This is a genomic window from Vibrio sp. TAP-3B (assembly GCF_057784735.1).
Window position 1 is genome coordinate 202,013 of record NZ_CM173495.1, and the last position, 16,120, is coordinate 218,132.

Here is a 16,120-nt window from a genome sequence, read left to right on the forward strand (position 1 = left end):
GAGGGAAGCAACGTGGATTTAACGAACATGGGTAAAGCTGCCAAAACTGCAGCTTTTGAACTGGCGACAGCGTCAACCGCGCAAAAAAATCAAGCACTCTCTATCATCGCTGACGAGTTAGAAGCGCACTCTGCAACTATTTTGGCGGCGAATGAAAAAGACATTGAGTTAGGCCGAAAAGCGGGCCTGACAGAAGCGCTATTAGATCGCTTACTTCTCAATGAAGAGCGATTAACGGCGATAGCCAATGACGTACGCAATGTTATTAGCTTGAATGACCCTGTTGGCAGTGAAATGGATAGCAAAGTGCTAGAAAACGGTATGTCGTTGTCTCGCCGCCGAGTACCACTGGGTGTGGTTGGTGTGATTTACGAAGCACGGCCGAATGTAACGATCGATATTGCAGCCCTGTGTTTAAAAACGGGCAACGCCAGCATCTTACGTGGTGGTAAAGAGACGTTTTTCTCAAATGTGGAACTGGTGAAAGTGATCCAGTCTGCATTGACAAAAGCCAACCTGCCAGCGGCATCCGTTCAATACATTGAGAAGCCAGATCGTGAGCTTGTCTCTCAGCTACTAAAATTGGATGAGTTCGTGGATATGATCATCCCACGTGGTGGTGCGAGTTTGCACAAAATGTGTAAAGAGAATAGTACGATTCCAGTAATTATTGGCGGCTTTGGTATCAGCCACATCTTTGTGGATGAATCGGCGGATCTTGAGAAGTCTTTAAATGTGGTTGAAAACTCAAAAGTGCAGCGTCCGTCGGCATGTAACTCTTTAGATACCTTGTTGGTGCATGAGAAAGTTGCAGCGCAATTCCTACCAATAATCGTTGAGCGCATGAACGACAAAGTCACGTTCGTTGCAGAGCAAAAAGCCAAAGTATTGATGGCGAAAGCGAAACAAGTACGTGATGCGGGGGAAGATGATTTTGATACGGAATGGTTGAGCTACACCCTAGGAGTCAAAGTTGTGTCTGACGTAAAAGACGCGATTGACCATATGCGTGTGCACAATGCCAGCCATTCAGATGCAATCATGACTAACAGTTTGGAAAACTCAGAGCTGTTCATCAATTCTGTAGGCTCTGCGGCGGTTTATGTGAATGCCTCAACGCGCTTTACTGACGGTGCGCAATTTGGTCTAGGGGCTGAAGTTGCAGTATCCACGCAAAAGCTGCATGCCCGCGGACCAATGGGATTGGAAGAGCTAACTAGCTACAAGTGGGTTGGTAAAGCAAATTACTTAGTACGCGGTTAACATATTCGACTTGATATTGATTGAAAAAGGGGCGCTAACGCCCCTTTTTGTTTTCTATGGCATATCAATTCCGCTACACTACAGGGGCTTTGATTCGGCTCTATACCCAAATGACTTCAAACAAGACGAAGTACATGGCCGTGGTTAACTGATGCCAACTTTCGAGGTTATTTTGGTATAGATATGGAGGTGATATGCATTGTCCTTTTTGTTCCGAGAACGATACAAAAGTGATTGATTCTCGCTTAGTCGCAGATGGCCATCAAGTCCGTCGTCGTCGTCAATGCCTAGCGTGCAGCGAACGTTTTACTACGTTTGAGACGGCTGAGTTAGTGATGCCAAAAGTGATTAAATCTAATGGTAATCGCGAACCATTTGATGAAGATAAAATGGTCGGCGGTATTCAGCGTGCGTTGGAAAAACGCCCAGTGAGCGCAGACGCGATAGAGTTAGCGATCAGTATGATTAAATCGCTACTGCGAGCAACAGGTGAACGTGAAGTACCCAGTGACATGATAGGTAATTTGGTGATGGACCAGCTTAAAGAGTTAGATAAAGTGGCTTACATTCGTTTTGCTTCCGTTTATCGTAGCTTTGAAGATATTCGCGAGTTTGGCGAAGAGATTGCCCGCCTTGAAGACTAAGTTGCCCATGACTCAATACACTCCTCAAATAGAATTTTTCTCTCAAGATTTTTCCATGATGTCGCGAGCAATCATGCTAGCGAAACGTGGTGTTTTCACCACCGCCCCAAACCCGAATGTCGGTTGCGTTATTGTGCGTGATGATGAGATTGTGGGCGAAGGCTACCATCATCGTGCCGGTGAGCCTCATGCTGAAGTGCATGCATTGCGTATGGCTGGTAAGAAAGCCGAGGGCGCGACTGCTTACGTTACCCTAGAGCCGTGCTCTCACTATGGCCGAACGCCACCTTGTGCTGAAGGGTTGATCAAAGCGAAAGTGGCACGTGTAGTATGTGCAATGCAAGACCCAAATCCTCAAGTTGCTGGTCGCGGTATCCAGATGCTGCGAGATGCGGGCGTTGAGGTTCATGTAGGCTTGTTAGAACATGACGCGAATGCACTCAATCCGGGTTTTATTAAATTTATGCGTACCGGGATGCCGTTTATTCAGTTGAAAATGGCTGCAAGCTTGGATGGCCAAAGTGCCCTGAGCAATGGCCAAAGCCAATGGATTACCTCCCTAAGTGCTCGCCAAGATGTACAGCGTTACCGTGCCATAAGTGGCGGTATTCTCTCTACCAGTAAAACCGTGGTTGATGATAACGCATCGCTGAATGTGCGCTGGGATGACTTGCCAGAAAGCGTCCAAGCACAGTATTTGCGAGAAGATCTTCGCCAGCCCGTAAGAGTGATTTTAGATCGCCAGAATCATCTTACGGATACGCTTAAGCTGTTTAATACTGAGGGGGAGCGTATCATCGTTAGCCAAAGTGGTGACATAGTTCCGCAATTGGATAGCTCTGGTCACGTGGATCTTGCGGCGATATTCAAAAGCGCTGCGAACGATTTCCAGATCAATCATTTATGGGTAGAAGCGGGAGCAACCTTCGCGAGTGCGCTAATTAAAGCTAATCTTGTCGATGAGTTGATTGTTTATCTCGCGCCAAAATTGATGGGAAGTGACGGTCGTGGCTTAATTGGTGCGCTTGGGCTGACTGAGATGGCGAAAGTCATTGATTTAAACATTACTGATGTTCGTATGGTGGGGGTGGACATCCGCATCACCGCTACGATCAAACGCACTGAAATCTAGATAAGAAGCATTATGTTTACAGGAATTGTAGAGGCAGTTGGCATACTCACTGCCATCACGCCGAAGGGCGAAGACATCACCGTCACCGTTGAAACAAGTCAACTTGATATGTCTGATGTCAAATTAGGTGACAGTATTGCGACCAATGGTGTTTGTTTGACTGTGGTTGATTTCGGCAACCACTATTACAGTGCCGACTTGTCTTTAGAGACACTGAAAAAAACGGGGTTTGCAGAATATCAGGTTGGCGATAAGGTAAATTTAGAAAAAGCCATGCTGCCAACCACGCGTTTTGGTGGTCATATTGTTTCTGGTCACGTCGATGGCGTGGGAGAAATTGTAGAACGTAATCACGTTGGCCGAGCGATAGAGTTTTGGGTCGCAATGCCAGCTGAAATCAGCAAGTATGTGGCAGGAAAAGGCTCTATCACGGTTGATGGTATTAGCTTGACCGTGAACGACTTACGTAAAAATGCGTTCAAATTGACGATTGTTCCTCATACTAGTGAAGAAACCACTATTGACCAATTTCAAGTGGGACGTAAAGTTAATCTAGAAGTTGATGTGCTCGCTCGTTACATGGAGCGCTTGCTGCAAGGTCAGCAAGAAGAGAAGTCAGAATCTGGAATCACCATGGACTTTTTACAGCAAAATGGTTTTGCCTAATGCCTGTATGGTCGAGGTGATTAAGTCAAACCAAAGCTCAGACGGTAACGTTGAGTGTATGAGTAACAAGACGTTAACCATTGCTGCCGCAATAATAAATTTAGAATAACGGGAAACAGATTATGCCAATCAGTACGCCACAAGAGATTATTGATGATATCCGCACGGGTAAAATGGTCATCTTAATGGATGATGAAGATCGTGAGAACGAAGGGGATTTGATCATGGCTGCCGAGCATATTACGCCGGAAGCGATCAACTTTATGGCAACTCACGGCCGTGGTTTGATTTGTTTGACAATGACAAAAGCGCGTTGTGAAAGTTTAGGCTTGCCACCAATGGTGCAAGATAATAATGCGCAGTACACCACGAATTTTACGGTTTCAATTGAAGCAGCTGAAGGTGTCACAACGGGAATTTCTGCAGCAGATCGCGCTCGTACTGTTCAAGCTGCGGTGGCTCCAAAAGCGAAAGCCGCAGACTTAGTTCAGCCTGGTCATATTTTTCCTTTAGCGGCACAAGATGGTGGCGTATTAACTCGTGCCGGTCATACAGAAGCTGGTTGTGATTTAGCTCGGCTAGCGGGTCTTGAACCAGCATCGGTTATCGTCGAAATCTTAAATGACGACGGCACCATGGCTCGTCGCCCTGATCTAGAGATCTTTGCAGAGAAGCACGGCATTAAACTAGGCACTATCGCCGACTTAATTGAGTACCGCAATAACACCGAAACCACCATCGAGCGTGTGGCGGAGTGTAAATTACCGACAGAGTTTGGTGAATTTACGCTGGTCACTTACAAAGATACCATCGATAACCAAGTGCATTACGCAATGTGCAAAGGTGACTTACAAGAAGGCGCTCCATTGGTACGTGTGCACCTACAAGATATCTTTACCGATTTGCTGCGCAGTGACCGAAATGCGGAACGCAGTTGGACGCTAGACAAAGCGATGAAACGCATCGGTGAAGAGGGCGGGGTGTTGGTCGTGCTTGGTCATGAAGAGTCAACAGAGTTACTCATCCATCGCGTGAAAATGTTCGAAGCGCAAGACAAAGGCGAAGCGCCAACGCTTGCGAAAAAGCAAGGAACGTCTCGTCGTGTGGGGGTGGGCTCGCAAATTCTGGCGGATTTGGGCATACATGACATGCGCCTTTTATCGTCGACTAACAAAAAATATCACGCATTGAGTGGCTTTGGTCTGAACGTGGTTGAATACGTCTGCGATTAACGGCTGGACGATAAGTTTCTAGTCTTTTACGAGCTTAAGCTACAAACGACTAGGAACTGGTGGTCTGCATCCAATTTCCATTAGATATTGCTCACAAATTTGTGCTAGAATCCGGCGATTCTCACTTGATGAACATATTTCACTTATAAATAGAGTTAAAGGAAAGCTTATGAAAGTGATCGAGGGTGGCTTCCCAGCGCCAAATGCAAAAATTGCTATCGTTATTTCTCGCTTCAACAGTTTTATTAACGAAAGCCTACTTTCTGGTGCGATCGATACACTAAAGCGTCACGGACAAGTAAGCGAAGACAACATCACGGTTGTGCGTTGTCCAGGTGCCGTAGAACTACCTCTAGTAGCTCAGCGTGTTGCTAAAACTGGCAAATTCGACGCTATTGTTTCTCTAGGGTCGGTTATTCGCGGTGGAACGCCTCACTTTGACTATGTTTGTAGTGAAATGAACAAAGGTCTGGCACAAGTGTCTATGGAATACAGCATTCCTGTAGCATTTGGTGTGTTGACTGTTGATACGATCGATCAAGCAATAGAACGCGCAGGAACCAAGGCTGGTAATAAAGGTGCAGAGGCTGCACTAAGCGCACTTGAAATGATTAATGTACTATCTGAAATAGATTCCTAATGGGGGCCAGTGTGAAACCAGCCGCACGTCGTAATGCACGTCAATTCGCTCTACAGGCGATCTACTCATGGCAAATTACTAAAGAGAACGTTGCCAAAATCGAAGAACAGTTTTTGTCTGGCGACAAATACGATGAAGAAGAACTTCACGCATCAGAGCCAGCGCTTGCTGCTCCAGAGACTGACGTCGCTTACTTCCGTGAACTACTAAGCGGTGTTGTACTTAGCCACGCTGAGCTAGATAGCAAAATTCGTCCATATACCTCTCGTCCGATGCAGGACCTAGATATGATGGAGCTTGCCCTTCTTCGCCTTGCTATGTACGAGATGACTCGTCGCGAAGATGTTCCTTACAAAGTGGTAATCAACGAAGCGATTGAACTTGCTAAAGTATTCGCAGCGGAAGACAGTCACAAATTTGTGAATGGTGTGCTAGATAAAGCCGCCCCTCACGTCCGTAAGAAATAACGATTTCTTCAGTGAAAAGGTCAGCTCATGCTGGCCTTTTTTGTATTATCCCCATACCATTAATCTCTATCCGGCTCTGTCTGGTTTAAGAGCACAAGAACGGCGTTAAAGGTATGCCTGTAGCGTTGCTATTTAACGCACTGTTTCTTTGTTTTTGCGCTCTTTCCAGCGCCGTTTTCGAACCCTAATAAATTGCATTGGCGTGAAAAGATAAATGAATTATGTCTGGTGAATTTAACCTGATCGATAAATACTTCGTTGGACGTCAGAACCAACGTAAAGATGTCCACCTCGCCGCAGGTGATGATTGTGCACTCGTCAAAGCTCCAGCTAATGTTCAGATTGCCATTAGCACTGATACGTTAGTATCTGGCACTCACTTTCTGTCACACGCCAACCCTGCTTGGGTAGCACATAAGGCGCTTGCTTCTAATATTAGTGATTTGGCGGCGATGGGCGCAACTCCTGCTTGGGTAAGTTTTGCGTTAACGATGCCAGAGCCGGATGAGACGTGGTTAGCTCCTTTCGGTGATGCGTTTTTTAAGTTGGCCGATTACTTTGGTATTCAGTTAATCGGTGGGGATACGACCAAAGGCCCTCTGAGTCTGACGTTGACAGTGCAGGGTTTTGTACCTGAAGGCAAAGCGTTAACACGATCAGGTGCTAAAGTTGGCGATTGGGTATACGTTACAGGCCATCTTGGGGATGCGAAAGCTGGGTTGGATGTCATTCTCAATGCGTCTCTGCGTAGCCGAACGGGCGCAGAAGAGCTAGAGCGGGCGCATTACCTCAGTACGCCTCGCATACTTGCAGGGCAAGCCTTAGTCGGCTTAGCATCATCCGCTATCGATATTTCAGATGGTTTGATGGCTGATATCAACCATATTTTGCGACGATCTCAAGTTGGCGTGAGTATTGATGTCTCTCAGTTACCCATATCTTCGGAATTAATGCAGTTTTTAGATGATAAGGTTAGTGCTCAGCAGTATGCTTTAGCAAGTGGCGAAGAATACGAATTGTGCTTTACTGTGCCTGAACAAAACCGAGGTTCACTGCAAAGTGCACTGTCGCATACTGGTTGCAAAGTTACATGCATTGGCCAAATTCGACCCAATGGTTTTTTTGAGCTGCATGACAGTAACCAACCTCTCGATTGGGATCTCAGTGGTTTCGACCACTTTAAGTGACCTTAAGATTGAAACCAAATTAGCAGTATAGGCTTTAAGGATATGACCAACCCTCTTTCTCTGATTTCACTAACGAATCCATGGCACTTATTGGCGACTGGGTTTGGTAGCGGCTTATCACCTTTTATCCCTGGCACTATGGGAACATTAGCGGCGATACCGTTCTTTTTACTTTTGGCTCAGTTACCATTTCCAGCGTATGTCATTGTCGTTCTGATTTCGTGTGTTATTGGCATTAAAATTTGCCAAATCACTTCTGCAGATATGGGGGTTCATGATCACGGGTCGATAGTATGGGATGAGTTTGCTGGTTATTGGATCACGATGGGTATCGTACCGGCTCTAAACATTCCATTAACCGAATGGAAGTGGCTGCTCACTGGTTTCATCTTATTCCGTTTTTTCGATATGGTGAAACCTTGGCCGATTGGTTGGTTAGATAAGCGCGTTCACGGCGGATTCGGCATCATGGTGGATGACATAGTGGCAGGTATTATGGCGGGGATTACGCTGTTTTTAGTCGCGAAATACGCGGGCTGGATGAACTAGATATTCATCAACAACAATCATGGAAGAATTAAAAAGGGATGCGCATGGCATCCCTTTTTCGCATTTTGGTTAGGCTATTTGTCGAGGTAATCGACAATGGACTTCTCTATCCCTTTCGCATCGAGTCCAAGCGCTGCATGCAACTCGTCTTGAGTCCCTTGGGGGATAAATTCATCTGGGAGACCTAGGTTTAAAACTGGTTTAATGGTTTTATCTTTCATCATAAATTCCACGACACCAGCACCAGCGCCGCCAGAAATGACGTTTTCTTCCAGTGTGACCAGTACGTCATGGCCTGCGACGAGTTGACGAATTAGTGCTTCATCAAGAGGTTTGACAAAGCGCATGTCAGCCACGGTCGCATTGAGCTTATCTGCCACTTCGAGCGCATTGCTTAAGAAGGTGCCAAAGTTCAAAATGGCGACTTTCTCCCCTTTACGTACGATGCGACCTTTACCAATTTCTAGCGCAGTGAATTCCGTTTCCATCTCTGCCCCCATACCATTTCCACGTGGGTATCGAACCGCACTTGGACCAGTATGCTTGTGACCAGTGTAAAGCATTTGACGACATTCATTCTCGTCGCTTGGTGCCATGATCACCATGTTTGGGATACAACGCATAAAGCTGAGATCGAACGCACCTTGGTGAGTTTGGCCATCAGCGCCAACGAGACCTGCGCGGTCAATAGCGAACATCACAGGTAAGTTCATGATCGCCACATCGTGGATCAGTTGATCATAACCGCGCTGCAAAAAGGTGGAATAGATGGCAACGATAGGGTGATTGCCCGCGATGGCCATGCCTGTCGCGAGCGTGACTGCGTGCTGCTCTGCAATCGCCACATCGAAGTACTGTTCTGGATACTCTTTTGAGAATCGAACCATGCCTGAGCCTTCACGCATCGCTGGCGTAATCGCCATTAGCTTCGGATCTTGCGCGGCCATATCACATAAAAAATCACCAAAGATTTTTGAAAAGGTGGGCTTTCCGCCGCTGCTTTTAGGCAGGCAGTGATGCGTGGGATCAAATTTAGGAACGCCGTGATAACCAATCGGATCTTTTTCTGCGGGTTCATAACCTTTGCCTTTCTTGGTCATGATGTGCAGGAATTGAGGACCTTTAAGCTCACGCATGTTTCTCAGGGTTTTGACCAGCTCATTCACATCGTGTCCATCGATTGGACCAATGTAGTTGAACCCAAATTCTTCAAACAGCGTGCCCGGTACGACCATCCCTTTTAGATGTTCTTCGGTGCGGCGAACCAGTTCTTTAATGGGGGGCACGCCAGACAGAACCTTCTTACCGCCTTCACGAATGGAAGTATATAAACTACCAGAAAGCACTTTGGCGAGGTGATTATTGAGAGCGCCAACATTTTCTGAAATCGACATTTCATTGTCGTTTAGAATCACTAACATGTCAGAGTGAACATCACCCGCGTGGTTCATCGCTTCGAATGCCATGCCTGCGGTAATCGCACCATCACCGATCACACTCACCACTTTACGACCTTTGCCTTCTTTTTGTGCGCTAATGGCCATGCCCAGTCCTGCACTGATAGAAGTAGAAGAGTGACCAACAGATAACGTGTCATACTCGCTTTCTTCACGCCAAGGGAAAGGGTGTAGACCATCTTTTTGGCGAATGGTTGGCATTTGATCGCGGCGGCCAGTGAGAATTTTATGCGGGTAAGCTTGATGACCAACATCCCAGATCAACTGATCGATTGGGGTATTGTAAACATAATGCAAAGCGACGGTTAGCTCTACGGTGCCTAAGCCAGACGCTAAATGTCCACTAGATTGGCTGACTGAATTTAGCAGATACGTTCGCAATTCATCACACAAAGCTGGTAATGTTTCTTTCGGAAGAAGACGTAGCTCTTCCGGAGTGTTTGCTAACGCCAGTGTTGGGTACTTTGAAATATCAAGAGTCATATAAATGCGCGCTTATAGTGTTAATTTTTGCGCTCGATGACATATCGGGCGAACTCTTCGAGTAACTGAGTATTGTATGGGATAGCTTCTAATGCTTGAAGCGCTTCCTGTAACAGAGTGTGAGCTTTCTCTATCGCTCCGTCTAAACCCAGCAAGGAAGGGTAAGTGCTCTTGTTCAATTCTTGGTCTGAACCTTGAGGCTTACCCAGTGTTTCTGTGTCACTGATGATATCAAGAATATCGTCTTGAACCTGAAACGCCAAACCAATAGCTTTCGAGTAACGTTTTAGGTGAGGTAAAACCTCAATACCTTTTTCACCAGCGGCGAGAGCGCCTAGTTTAACTGCGCAGTCAATCAGGGCTCCGGTTTTCTTCCGATGTATCACTTCCATTTCTTCAAGAGAGACTTGACGGTTTTCTGCACCTAAGTCCAGAGCTTGTCCGACGCACATCCCCTGAGCACCAGAAGAGTGAGCCAGCGCCTTTATCATATTGATACGTTGCGTCTCTGCGACTGGATTTAACTGGCCATCAGCAATAATAGTAAAGGCGAGAGTCTGGAGTGCATCGCCAGTTAGTATTGCCGTTGCCTCATCAAATTTGATGTGACAAGTGGGCTGACCACGACGCAGCTCATCATCATCCATGGCAGGCAGATCGTCATGAATAAGTGAGTAAGCATGAATACACTCAATAGCCGCGGCAGGCGTGTCTAAGTCTTCAGATTTACAGCCGAGCATTTGACCTGTGATGTAAACAAGAAAAGGGCGAACGCGTTTTCCACCTAGCAAAAGGCCGTACTTCATTGCTTGAATCAATGGCAACTCTTGATATGGGAGATGATCGAGCCACAAATTCAATTGCTGATTGTTTCTTTGTTGAAAAGACGTCAATGTCTGTTGCATCACATTGCTCACTACTGATGATTATTCTGAATCTGGTTTGAAGTCACTTAATGATACTTCGTCATCTTCGCTAAGAAGAATGCTTACGCGTTGTTCGGCGTCGCTGAGTTTGGTTTGGCCAGCTCGAGCTAAGGCAATGCCTCGTTCAAACTTACGTAGGGCATCATCTAGGGCAAGGTCGCCATTTTCTAATTTATCAACCAAGCTATCAAGCTCTTCAATGGTTGCTTCGAAGGTCATGTTTTCTGGTTTCTTGACCGCCATCTATTTTCTGCCTTAATCAAGCCTTGGATAAGATGCACGAAAGTTACCTTAGCCTAATAACTTGGTCAAATTTAACCTTGTATAATTGTCATAAAATTAGCTCTAAACGGGTCTCAGCGGTGAAACTCCATATTTTGGTTAAGGTTGTTCGGCGTAATTTGTGATCCATTAGCTAAGATTTTTCTAAAAATTCTGTTCTAGCTGTCGATACAGGTAGTATTCCGCCTAGTGGCAGTATTTGAGTATAGCGTGAGGAGTGCTTTGTGGATTTAGCTACCCTATTAGGTTTGATTGGTGGTTTGGCATTCGTCATTATGGCGATGGTGCTAGGAGGCAGCATTGGTATGTTCGCCGATGTTACCTCGATCCTTATTGTCGTTGGTGGCTCAACATTTGTCGTGTTAATGAAGTTCACGGTGGGGCAGTTTTTTGGTGCGACTAAAATCGCAGGTAAAGCCTTCATGTTTAAAGCGGATGAACCAGAGACCTTGATTGCAAAAATTGTAGAAATGGCAGATGCAGCTCGTAAAGGGGGGTTCCTTGCTCTAGAAGAGATGGAAATCAACAACACCTTTATGCAAAAGGGGATTGATCTGCTCGTTGATGGTCATGACGCAGACGTAGTGAGAGCGGCGCTGAAAAAAGACATCGCCCTGACGGATGAACGACATACGCAAGGTACTGGCGTGTTTAGATCCTTTGGTGATGTCGCGCCTGCGATGGGGATGATCGGGACCTTGATTGGTCTGGTCGCGATGCTTTCGAACATGGATGATCCTAAAGCGATCGGGCCAGCAATGGCGGTGGCACTTTTAACCACATTATACGGTGCGATCCTATCGAACATGGTGTTCTTTCCGATAGCCGATAAGCTCTCTTTGCGCCGGGATCAAGAAACGCTCAATCGACGCTTAATCATGGATGGGGTGCTTGCTATTCAAGATGGTCAAAACCCGCGAGTTATCGATAGTTACTTGAAGAACTATCTCAACGAAGGTAAACGTGCCCTCGAGATTGACGATTAACCTTGGAGAGTAGTGATGGATGATGATGACGATAATAAATGCGATTGTCCGCCACCCGGCCTTCCTCTCTGGATGGGGACTTTTGCGGACTTAATGTCGCTGCTGATGTGTTTCTTTGTTCTTCTGCTTTCGTTTTCTGAGATGGACGTACTGAAGTTCAAACAGATTGCGGGATCCATGAAATTTGCCTTCGGTGTACAAAATCAGCTTGAAGTGAAAGACATTCCCAAAGGCACTAGTATCATCGCGCAAGAGTTTAGACCAGGTCGACCTGAACCCACCCCGATTGATGTCATCATGCAGCAAACCATGGATATTACGCAGCAAACGCTCGAGTTCCATGAAGGGGAATCGGATCGTGCTGGTGGCACTAAACGTGATCAAGGTAAGTTAACGGGAGGGCAATCGCCTGAAACGTCAACGAAGAACAACCAATCAGCGGAAGCAGACATGCAACAACAGCAGTCTGAAGACATGTCTCAAGAGATGGAAACCTTGATGGAAAGCATCAAGAAAGCGCTTGAACGAGAGATTGAACAAGGCGCAATTGAAGTCGAAAACCTTGGGCAGCAGATAGTGATTCGTATGCGTGAGAAAGGCGCTTTCCCTGAAGGCTCTGCATTTTTACAACCTAAATTTCGCCCTTTGGTTCGACAAATTGCAGAGTTGGTGAAAGACGTTCCTGGTGTCGTGCGGGTATCAGGACACACAGACAATCGACCGCTGGATTCGGAGCTCTATCGCTCAAACTGGGATCTCTCTTCTCAGCGTGCGGTGTCAGTAGCGCAAGAGATGGAGAAGGTCAGGGGGTTCTTTCATCAGCGTTTGAGGGTTCGAGGAATGGCGGATACGGAGCCATTGTTACCGAATGATTCTGATGAAAATCGTGCGCTCAACCGGCGTGTTGAAATCAGCATCATGCAAGGTGAACCACTTTATAGTGAAGAAGTGCCCGTAATACAGTAATCACGCGTTATAAGGTCTAATCTAGCGACGAGGCCTTTTATTGCTTGCTGGCGGATAACTTTGCCTCCTCTTTTTTGATGAGGCAAAGACTTTCTTCATCTCGGGTATCTATCAGAAAGAAGCCATGTGGGAGCCGTCTTCTGTATCGAGTCAATAATATTCGTCATTTATTTATTAACAAGCTTGAACCTAATTGGATTAGGGCGACGGCATTTATCTGCCCTACCACAAAATGCCATCAAGCCTTTAGATTCTCTTTTTGATTAGCGTATCAATTAATTCGTAATGATGTGGCTGCACGCCGGCAAGGTTGCCATATTTCGGCTGATGGCGGTCATTCTCTTTCGCATAATGCCATCCGATTGTGTGACGCACAAAATGTTCTGCAAAATCGTGGGACACCTCTAGACAACCCGCCAAAACGGTGTCGACGTAGCTTTGCATAATTGGGCTTTTGCCACAGGGCGGTAATGGTTCATCTTTTACGTACACCCAGATGTCATGGTCGTGATGAAAGCTGGAATCAGTTTCAATCTGCTCTGGCTGGATTTGGATGCGATGGTACCCGCGTTCACGACGGTCAAATTCTGTTAATGCATCTTCATTCACTTCGAGCAAAACACCGTTTACCTGACCATCGCCTTCATTAACGATGAGTGGAGACAAAGTATAACTGTCATCGATTTTCCCCCAGTAGCGAACCAGTCCATGCGCAATGACGGGAATGGCTGTCCCCGTTTGTCCGGTCAACTTGCGTGAAGCAGAATTGATCAAACTGCCATAACCAAAAATGTACATCTTAGTTGCGTCCCTTAGCTTATTATGATCACTATTGGCTTTATACCTAACCCGCCACCGAAGCACAATGTTACCCCTAACGTATCACTCCAATCTTTAACATGTATTTTTTATGCATGTTTGTGTTAGCATGGAGCTCGTCGTTGAGTTAACCAGCATCGAGAGAAGCTTGAGGGCAAAATAATGCTGAATATTACTGATAAAAAAGTGGAAGAAAAAATTCCTGCATGGCTGCGATTAGGCTTTCGGCCGTTTTTCCTGTTTGGTTCGATTTACGCCATCCTTGCGATAGCGGTATGGGTGTGGATGTTCCAAAGCGGCCAGCCAAACGCATTAGGTGTGCCAGCGTTGTGGTGGCATGTTCATGAAATGTTATTCGGCTTCGCGATGGCAATCGTTGTGGGCTTTGTGCTAACCGCAGTGCAAAACTGGACAGGCATTAATGGTACCAAGCATTACACGCTTTTAGCGCTGTTTAGCTTGTGGCTAGTGCCAAGAGTATTGTTCTGGACACCTACACCGCTATGGTTAATCAGCAGTGTAGAAGCGATTTTTTTATTGTTCGTCACGTATGAGATTGGTATTCGTGTGTACCGAGCTAAAGGGTGGCGCAACTTGTTTTTTGTGCCGCTGTTTTTATTAGCCATCTTTGCCAATTTTGCCAGCTACGCAACGATCAAAGGTATGCCGCCGTTTACATCATCAGCTGTGTGGCAAGCCATGTTGTGGTGGTTCACGTTGCTGCTTTCAATAATGGGGGGACGAGTGATCCCATTTTTTACGGCGCGACGTTTTAATTTCGAAAAAGCACAACCGCTGATGTGGCTGGACTGGATGGCGAACTTGCCGCTGGTGATGTTGTTTGTGTTGAGTTTTTTCCCAGTGACGTTTGCGGAATTAGGTAAGCCTCTGATGTTGTTGGCTGGTATTGCACAGCTGAGCCGTTTCTTGCGGTGGAAGCCTTGGTTAACGTTAAGTGAGCCCTTAGTGTGGTCTCTGCATGTCGCGTATCTGTGTTTGCCACTAAGTTTGATTTTTCGTGGCGCGTGGGGAGACGCTTTTGCCAGTCATAACTTAATTCATTTATTTGCGATCGGTGCTTTGGGTGGTTTGATTTTGGCGATGATTACGCGTGTGACCATGGGGCATACTGGGCGGATGATCTACAAAGGGCCGAATATGAGTATCGCGTTTGTCGCCATTATTGCCGCTGCGTTGGTGCGCAGCTTGGCGGTGATATTTGACCCTGCCAACATGATGCTTTGGATTGACATCAGCGCCGGCTTATGGATTTTATCCTTTGGGATGTTTGTGTGGCGCTTTGGTATCATGCTCATTACGCCTCGAGTTGATGGTCACCCAGGGTAAGTATCAATAAAAGAAAGAAGAAGAGGAGCGAATGCCTCCTCTTTTTTTTGGCTTAAATGAGTTTAACTGTCATCATCTTTATTCGTAAACCCCAAACGTTTGAACAGTAGCCACTCGAGCGCGAAGATCACAATTAAAGCGATACAGAACCAAGTGAACGCCGCCGCTGACTCTACGCCTGGCATCCCCCCAATGTTGATCCCCAGTAGACCTGTTAAAAAACTCGTCGGTAAAAAAATAGTGGCAACTAAGGTAAATAAATAGCTGTTTTTATTCGTTTTCTCATCGCGGTTGTATTTTATCTCATCTTGGAAAAGAGCCACTTCACCAAGGTAAAACTCAATCGTTTCGTTGATTCGCGTAATGTTATTATGAGCAAAGCGATACTGGTGAGGCTTGGAGGCCACCAGCCCTGACTCGGAATCAATTAAATCTCGAATCGCGTACTGTTGCGGACGAATAAAACGTTTAATTGAAATAAGTGCTTTTTGAATTGAAAGATGCTTGTAGGTTGATTCGTCATTAACGTTGAATTGACTCAACGTATCTTCGATGGTGTCGAGGTACACGTCAATTTTACTGTTCAACCCTTCAATGATTTGATGGAGTAGGCTTGCGAGGCTTTTGGGACCGTTGTGCTCAACTAACGCTTGGCGGAGCTCCATAATGGCGCGCGATGGGATCTTACGCGTTGAAATAAGGGCACCTTGAAAGTAAAGAATGCGGATACTGAGCATATCCTCTGGTGATGCATTTTCGTTCATGTTAACCCCACGTAGAATCAACATAAAGTTTTCATCATCCAAGTGATGAAAAGAAGGACGGCTTTCGTCGGCCAGCAAATGATCAATGGTTGCACGAGGTACTTGATTGTGAGCTAGCCAGTCTCGAATGTCAGGGTGCTGCCTTTCGCAGTGGTACCAATGGTTTGCTTGGATATTGTCTGACGTTATTGCTTGTTGAGTCGCCACCGGAACCGAAAAATCCCAATGTTCAATCATAAAACCCATTTTATTTCCCTTATCATGAGCTTATTTACTTAATTACAATAATTATGAAGTCATTTGAGTATAA

The 16,120-nt window shown here is 46.0% G+C and carries 17 protein-coding genes; 12 read left to right on the top strand and 5 right to left on the bottom strand.

Features of this window, described 5'->3' with window-relative positions:
• Positions 1-12: 12 nt before the first annotated feature.
• From AC3D28_RS00975 to pgpA, 9 genes are all read left to right on the top strand, one after another.
• Positions 13-1,263 carry a glutamate-5-semialdehyde dehydrogenase gene (locus AC3D28_RS00975; protein ID WP_488535268.1) on the top strand — a complete coding sequence of 417 codons (1,251 nt, stop codon included), beginning with the start codon at positions 13-15 and terminating at the stop codon, positions 1,261-1,263.
• Positions 1,264-1,457: 194 nt separating this feature from the next.
• Complete coding sequence (nrdR, locus tag AC3D28_RS00980) at positions 1,458-1,907, top strand: transcriptional regulator NrdR (protein ID WP_488535269.1); 450 nt, start codon at positions 1,458-1,460, stop codon at positions 1,905-1,907.
• A gap of 7 nt (positions 1,908-1,914) precedes the next feature.
• The gene (gene ribD / locus AC3D28_RS00985; protein ID WP_488535270.1) at positions 1,915-3,039 is read left to right on the top strand and encodes a bifunctional diaminohydroxyphosphoribosylaminopyrimidine deaminase/5-amino-6-(5-phosphoribosylamino)uracil reductase RibD; all 1,125 of its coding nucleotides are present in this window, start codon (positions 1,915-1,917) and stop codon (positions 3,037-3,039) included.
• A 12-nt stretch (positions 3,040-3,051) separates the two neighbouring features.
• On the top strand, positions 3,052-3,705 hold the full coding sequence (locus AC3D28_RS00990; protein WP_488535271.1) for a riboflavin synthase: 654 nt from the start codon (positions 3,052-3,054) through the stop codon (positions 3,703-3,705).
• Between the two features lie 122 nt (positions 3,706-3,827).
• A complete protein-coding gene (gene ribBA, locus AC3D28_RS00995; RefSeq protein ID WP_098416291.1) occupies positions 3,828-4,937 on the top strand; it encodes a bifunctional 3,4-dihydroxy-2-butanone-4-phosphate synthase/GTP cyclohydrolase II in 1,110 nt (369 codons plus the stop codon).
• A gap of 169 nt (positions 4,938-5,106) precedes the next feature.
• Entirely contained in the window at positions 5,107-5,577 is a 471-nt protein-coding gene (ribH, locus tag AC3D28_RS01000) for a 6,7-dimethyl-8-ribityllumazine synthase (RefSeq protein WP_098416290.1), read from the top strand.
• The gene (nusB, locus tag AC3D28_RS01005; RefSeq protein WP_098416289.1) at positions 5,577-6,044 is read left to right on the top strand and encodes a transcription antitermination factor NusB; all 468 of its coding nucleotides are present in this window, start codon (positions 5,577-5,579) and stop codon (positions 6,042-6,044) included. Before ribH ends, nusB begins: the two co-directional genes overlap by 1 nt.
• 221 nt (positions 6,045-6,265) lie before the next feature.
• A complete protein-coding gene (gene thiL / locus AC3D28_RS01010) occupies positions 6,266-7,231 on the top strand; it encodes a thiamine-phosphate kinase (RefSeq protein ID WP_488535272.1) in 966 nt (321 codons plus the stop codon).
• A 42-nt stretch (positions 7,232-7,273) separates the two neighbouring features.
• A complete protein-coding gene (gene pgpA, locus AC3D28_RS01015; RefSeq protein ID WP_098416287.1) occupies positions 7,274-7,780 on the top strand; it encodes a phosphatidylglycerophosphatase A in 507 nt (168 codons plus the stop codon).
• A 74-nt stretch (positions 7,781-7,854) separates the two neighbouring features.
• Here pgpA and dxs read toward each other — a convergent pair whose 3' ends face one another.
• Genes dxs through xseB form a run of 3 tightly spaced genes read right to left on the bottom strand, consistent with a single transcriptional unit; the run spans position 7,855 to position 10,889 of the window.
• Positions 7,855-9,720, bottom strand: a complete 1,866-nt coding sequence (gene dxs / locus AC3D28_RS01020) for a 1-deoxy-D-xylulose-5-phosphate synthase (RefSeq protein WP_098416286.1) — start codon at positions 9,718-9,720, stop codon at positions 7,855-7,857.
• Positions 9,721-9,740: 20 nt separating this feature from the next.
• Positions 9,741-10,625, bottom strand: coding sequence for a (2E,6E)-farnesyl diphosphate synthase (ispA, locus tag AC3D28_RS01025; RefSeq protein ID WP_098416285.1), 885 nt, complete (start codon positions 10,623-10,625; stop codon positions 9,741-9,743).
• A 21-nt stretch (positions 10,626-10,646) separates the two neighbouring features.
• On the bottom strand, positions 10,647-10,889 hold the full coding sequence (gene xseB / locus AC3D28_RS01030; RefSeq protein ID WP_098416284.1) for an exodeoxyribonuclease VII small subunit: 243 nt from the start codon (positions 10,887-10,889) through the stop codon (positions 10,647-10,649).
• Positions 10,890-11,152: 263 nt separating this feature from the next.
• Between xseB and pomA the strand changes: the two genes are divergently transcribed.
• The gene (gene pomA / locus AC3D28_RS01035; RefSeq protein ID WP_488535273.1) at positions 11,153-11,914 is read left to right on the top strand and encodes a flagellar motor protein PomA; all 762 of its coding nucleotides are present in this window, start codon (positions 11,153-11,155) and stop codon (positions 11,912-11,914) included.
• 15 nt (positions 11,915-11,929) lie between these two features.
• Entirely contained in the window at positions 11,930-12,880 is a 951-nt protein-coding gene (locus AC3D28_RS01040; RefSeq protein ID WP_098416282.1) for a flagellar motor protein MotB, read from the top strand.
• 246 nt (positions 12,881-13,126) lie between these two features.
• Here AC3D28_RS01040 and AC3D28_RS01045 read toward each other — a convergent pair whose 3' ends face one another.
• Positions 13,127-13,678, bottom strand: a complete 552-nt coding sequence (locus AC3D28_RS01045) for a gamma-glutamylcyclotransferase family protein (protein WP_098416281.1) — start codon at positions 13,676-13,678, stop codon at positions 13,127-13,129.
• Positions 13,679-13,861: 183 nt separating this feature from the next.
• Between AC3D28_RS01045 and AC3D28_RS01050 the strand changes: the two genes are divergently transcribed.
• Positions 13,862-15,046, top strand: coding sequence for an NnrS family protein (locus tag AC3D28_RS01050; RefSeq protein ID WP_488535274.1), 1,185 nt, complete (start codon positions 13,862-13,864; stop codon positions 15,044-15,046).
• A 62-nt stretch (positions 15,047-15,108) separates the two neighbouring features.
• Here AC3D28_RS01050 and AC3D28_RS01055 read toward each other — a convergent pair whose 3' ends face one another.
• Positions 15,109-16,056, bottom strand: coding sequence for a CorA family divalent cation transporter (locus tag AC3D28_RS01055; protein WP_488535275.1), 948 nt, complete (start codon positions 16,054-16,056; stop codon positions 15,109-15,111).
• Positions 16,057-16,120 lie beyond the last annotated feature (64 nt).

Bases quoted from the DNA above. Each gene is read 5' to 3' on its own strand.
- dxs (WP_098416286.1), bottom strand. From the start codon at position 9,720: ATGACTCTTGATATTTCAAAGTACCCAACACTGGCGTTAGCAAACACT.
- nusB (WP_098416289.1), top strand. From the start codon at position 5,577: ATGGGGGCCAGTGTGAAACCAGCCGCACGTCGTAATGCACGTCAATTC.
- pgpA (WP_098416287.1), top strand. From the start codon at position 7,274: ATGACCAACCCTCTTTCTCTGATTTCACTAACGAATCCATGGCACTTA.
- ribBA (WP_098416291.1), top strand. From the start codon at position 3,828: ATGCCAATCAGTACGCCACAAGAGATTATTGATGATATCCGCACGGGT.
- AC3D28_RS01045 (WP_098416281.1), bottom strand. From the start codon at position 13,678: ATGTACATTTTTGGTTATGGCAGTTTGATCAATTCTGCTTCACGCAAG.
- ribH (WP_098416290.1), top strand. From the start codon at position 5,107: ATGAAAGTGATCGAGGGTGGCTTCCCAGCGCCAAATGCAAAAATTGCT.
- ribD (WP_488535270.1), top strand. From the start codon at position 1,915: ATGACTCAATACACTCCTCAAATAGAATTTTTCTCTCAAGATTTTTCC.
- thiL (WP_488535272.1), top strand. From the start codon at position 6,266: ATGTCTGGTGAATTTAACCTGATCGATAAATACTTCGTTGGACGTCAG.
- AC3D28_RS01050 (WP_488535274.1), top strand. From the start codon at position 13,862: ATGCTGAATATTACTGATAAAAAAGTGGAAGAAAAAATTCCTGCATGG.
- AC3D28_RS01055 (WP_488535275.1), bottom strand. From the start codon at position 16,056: ATGGGTTTTATGATTGAACATTGGGATTTTTCGGTTCCGGTGGCGACT.
- ispA (WP_098416285.1), bottom strand. From the start codon at position 10,625: ATGCAACAGACATTGACGTCTTTTCAACAAAGAAACAATCAGCAATTG.
- AC3D28_RS00990 (WP_488535271.1), top strand. From the start codon at position 3,052: ATGTTTACAGGAATTGTAGAGGCAGTTGGCATACTCACTGCCATCACG.
- xseB (WP_098416284.1), bottom strand. From the start codon at position 10,889: ATGGCGGTCAAGAAACCAGAAAACATGACCTTCGAAGCAACCATTGAA.
- nrdR (WP_488535269.1), top strand. From the start codon at position 1,458: ATGCATTGTCCTTTTTGTTCCGAGAACGATACAAAAGTGATTGATTCT.
- AC3D28_RS01040 (WP_098416282.1), top strand. From the start codon at position 11,930: ATGGATGATGATGACGATAATAAATGCGATTGTCCGCCACCCGGCCTT.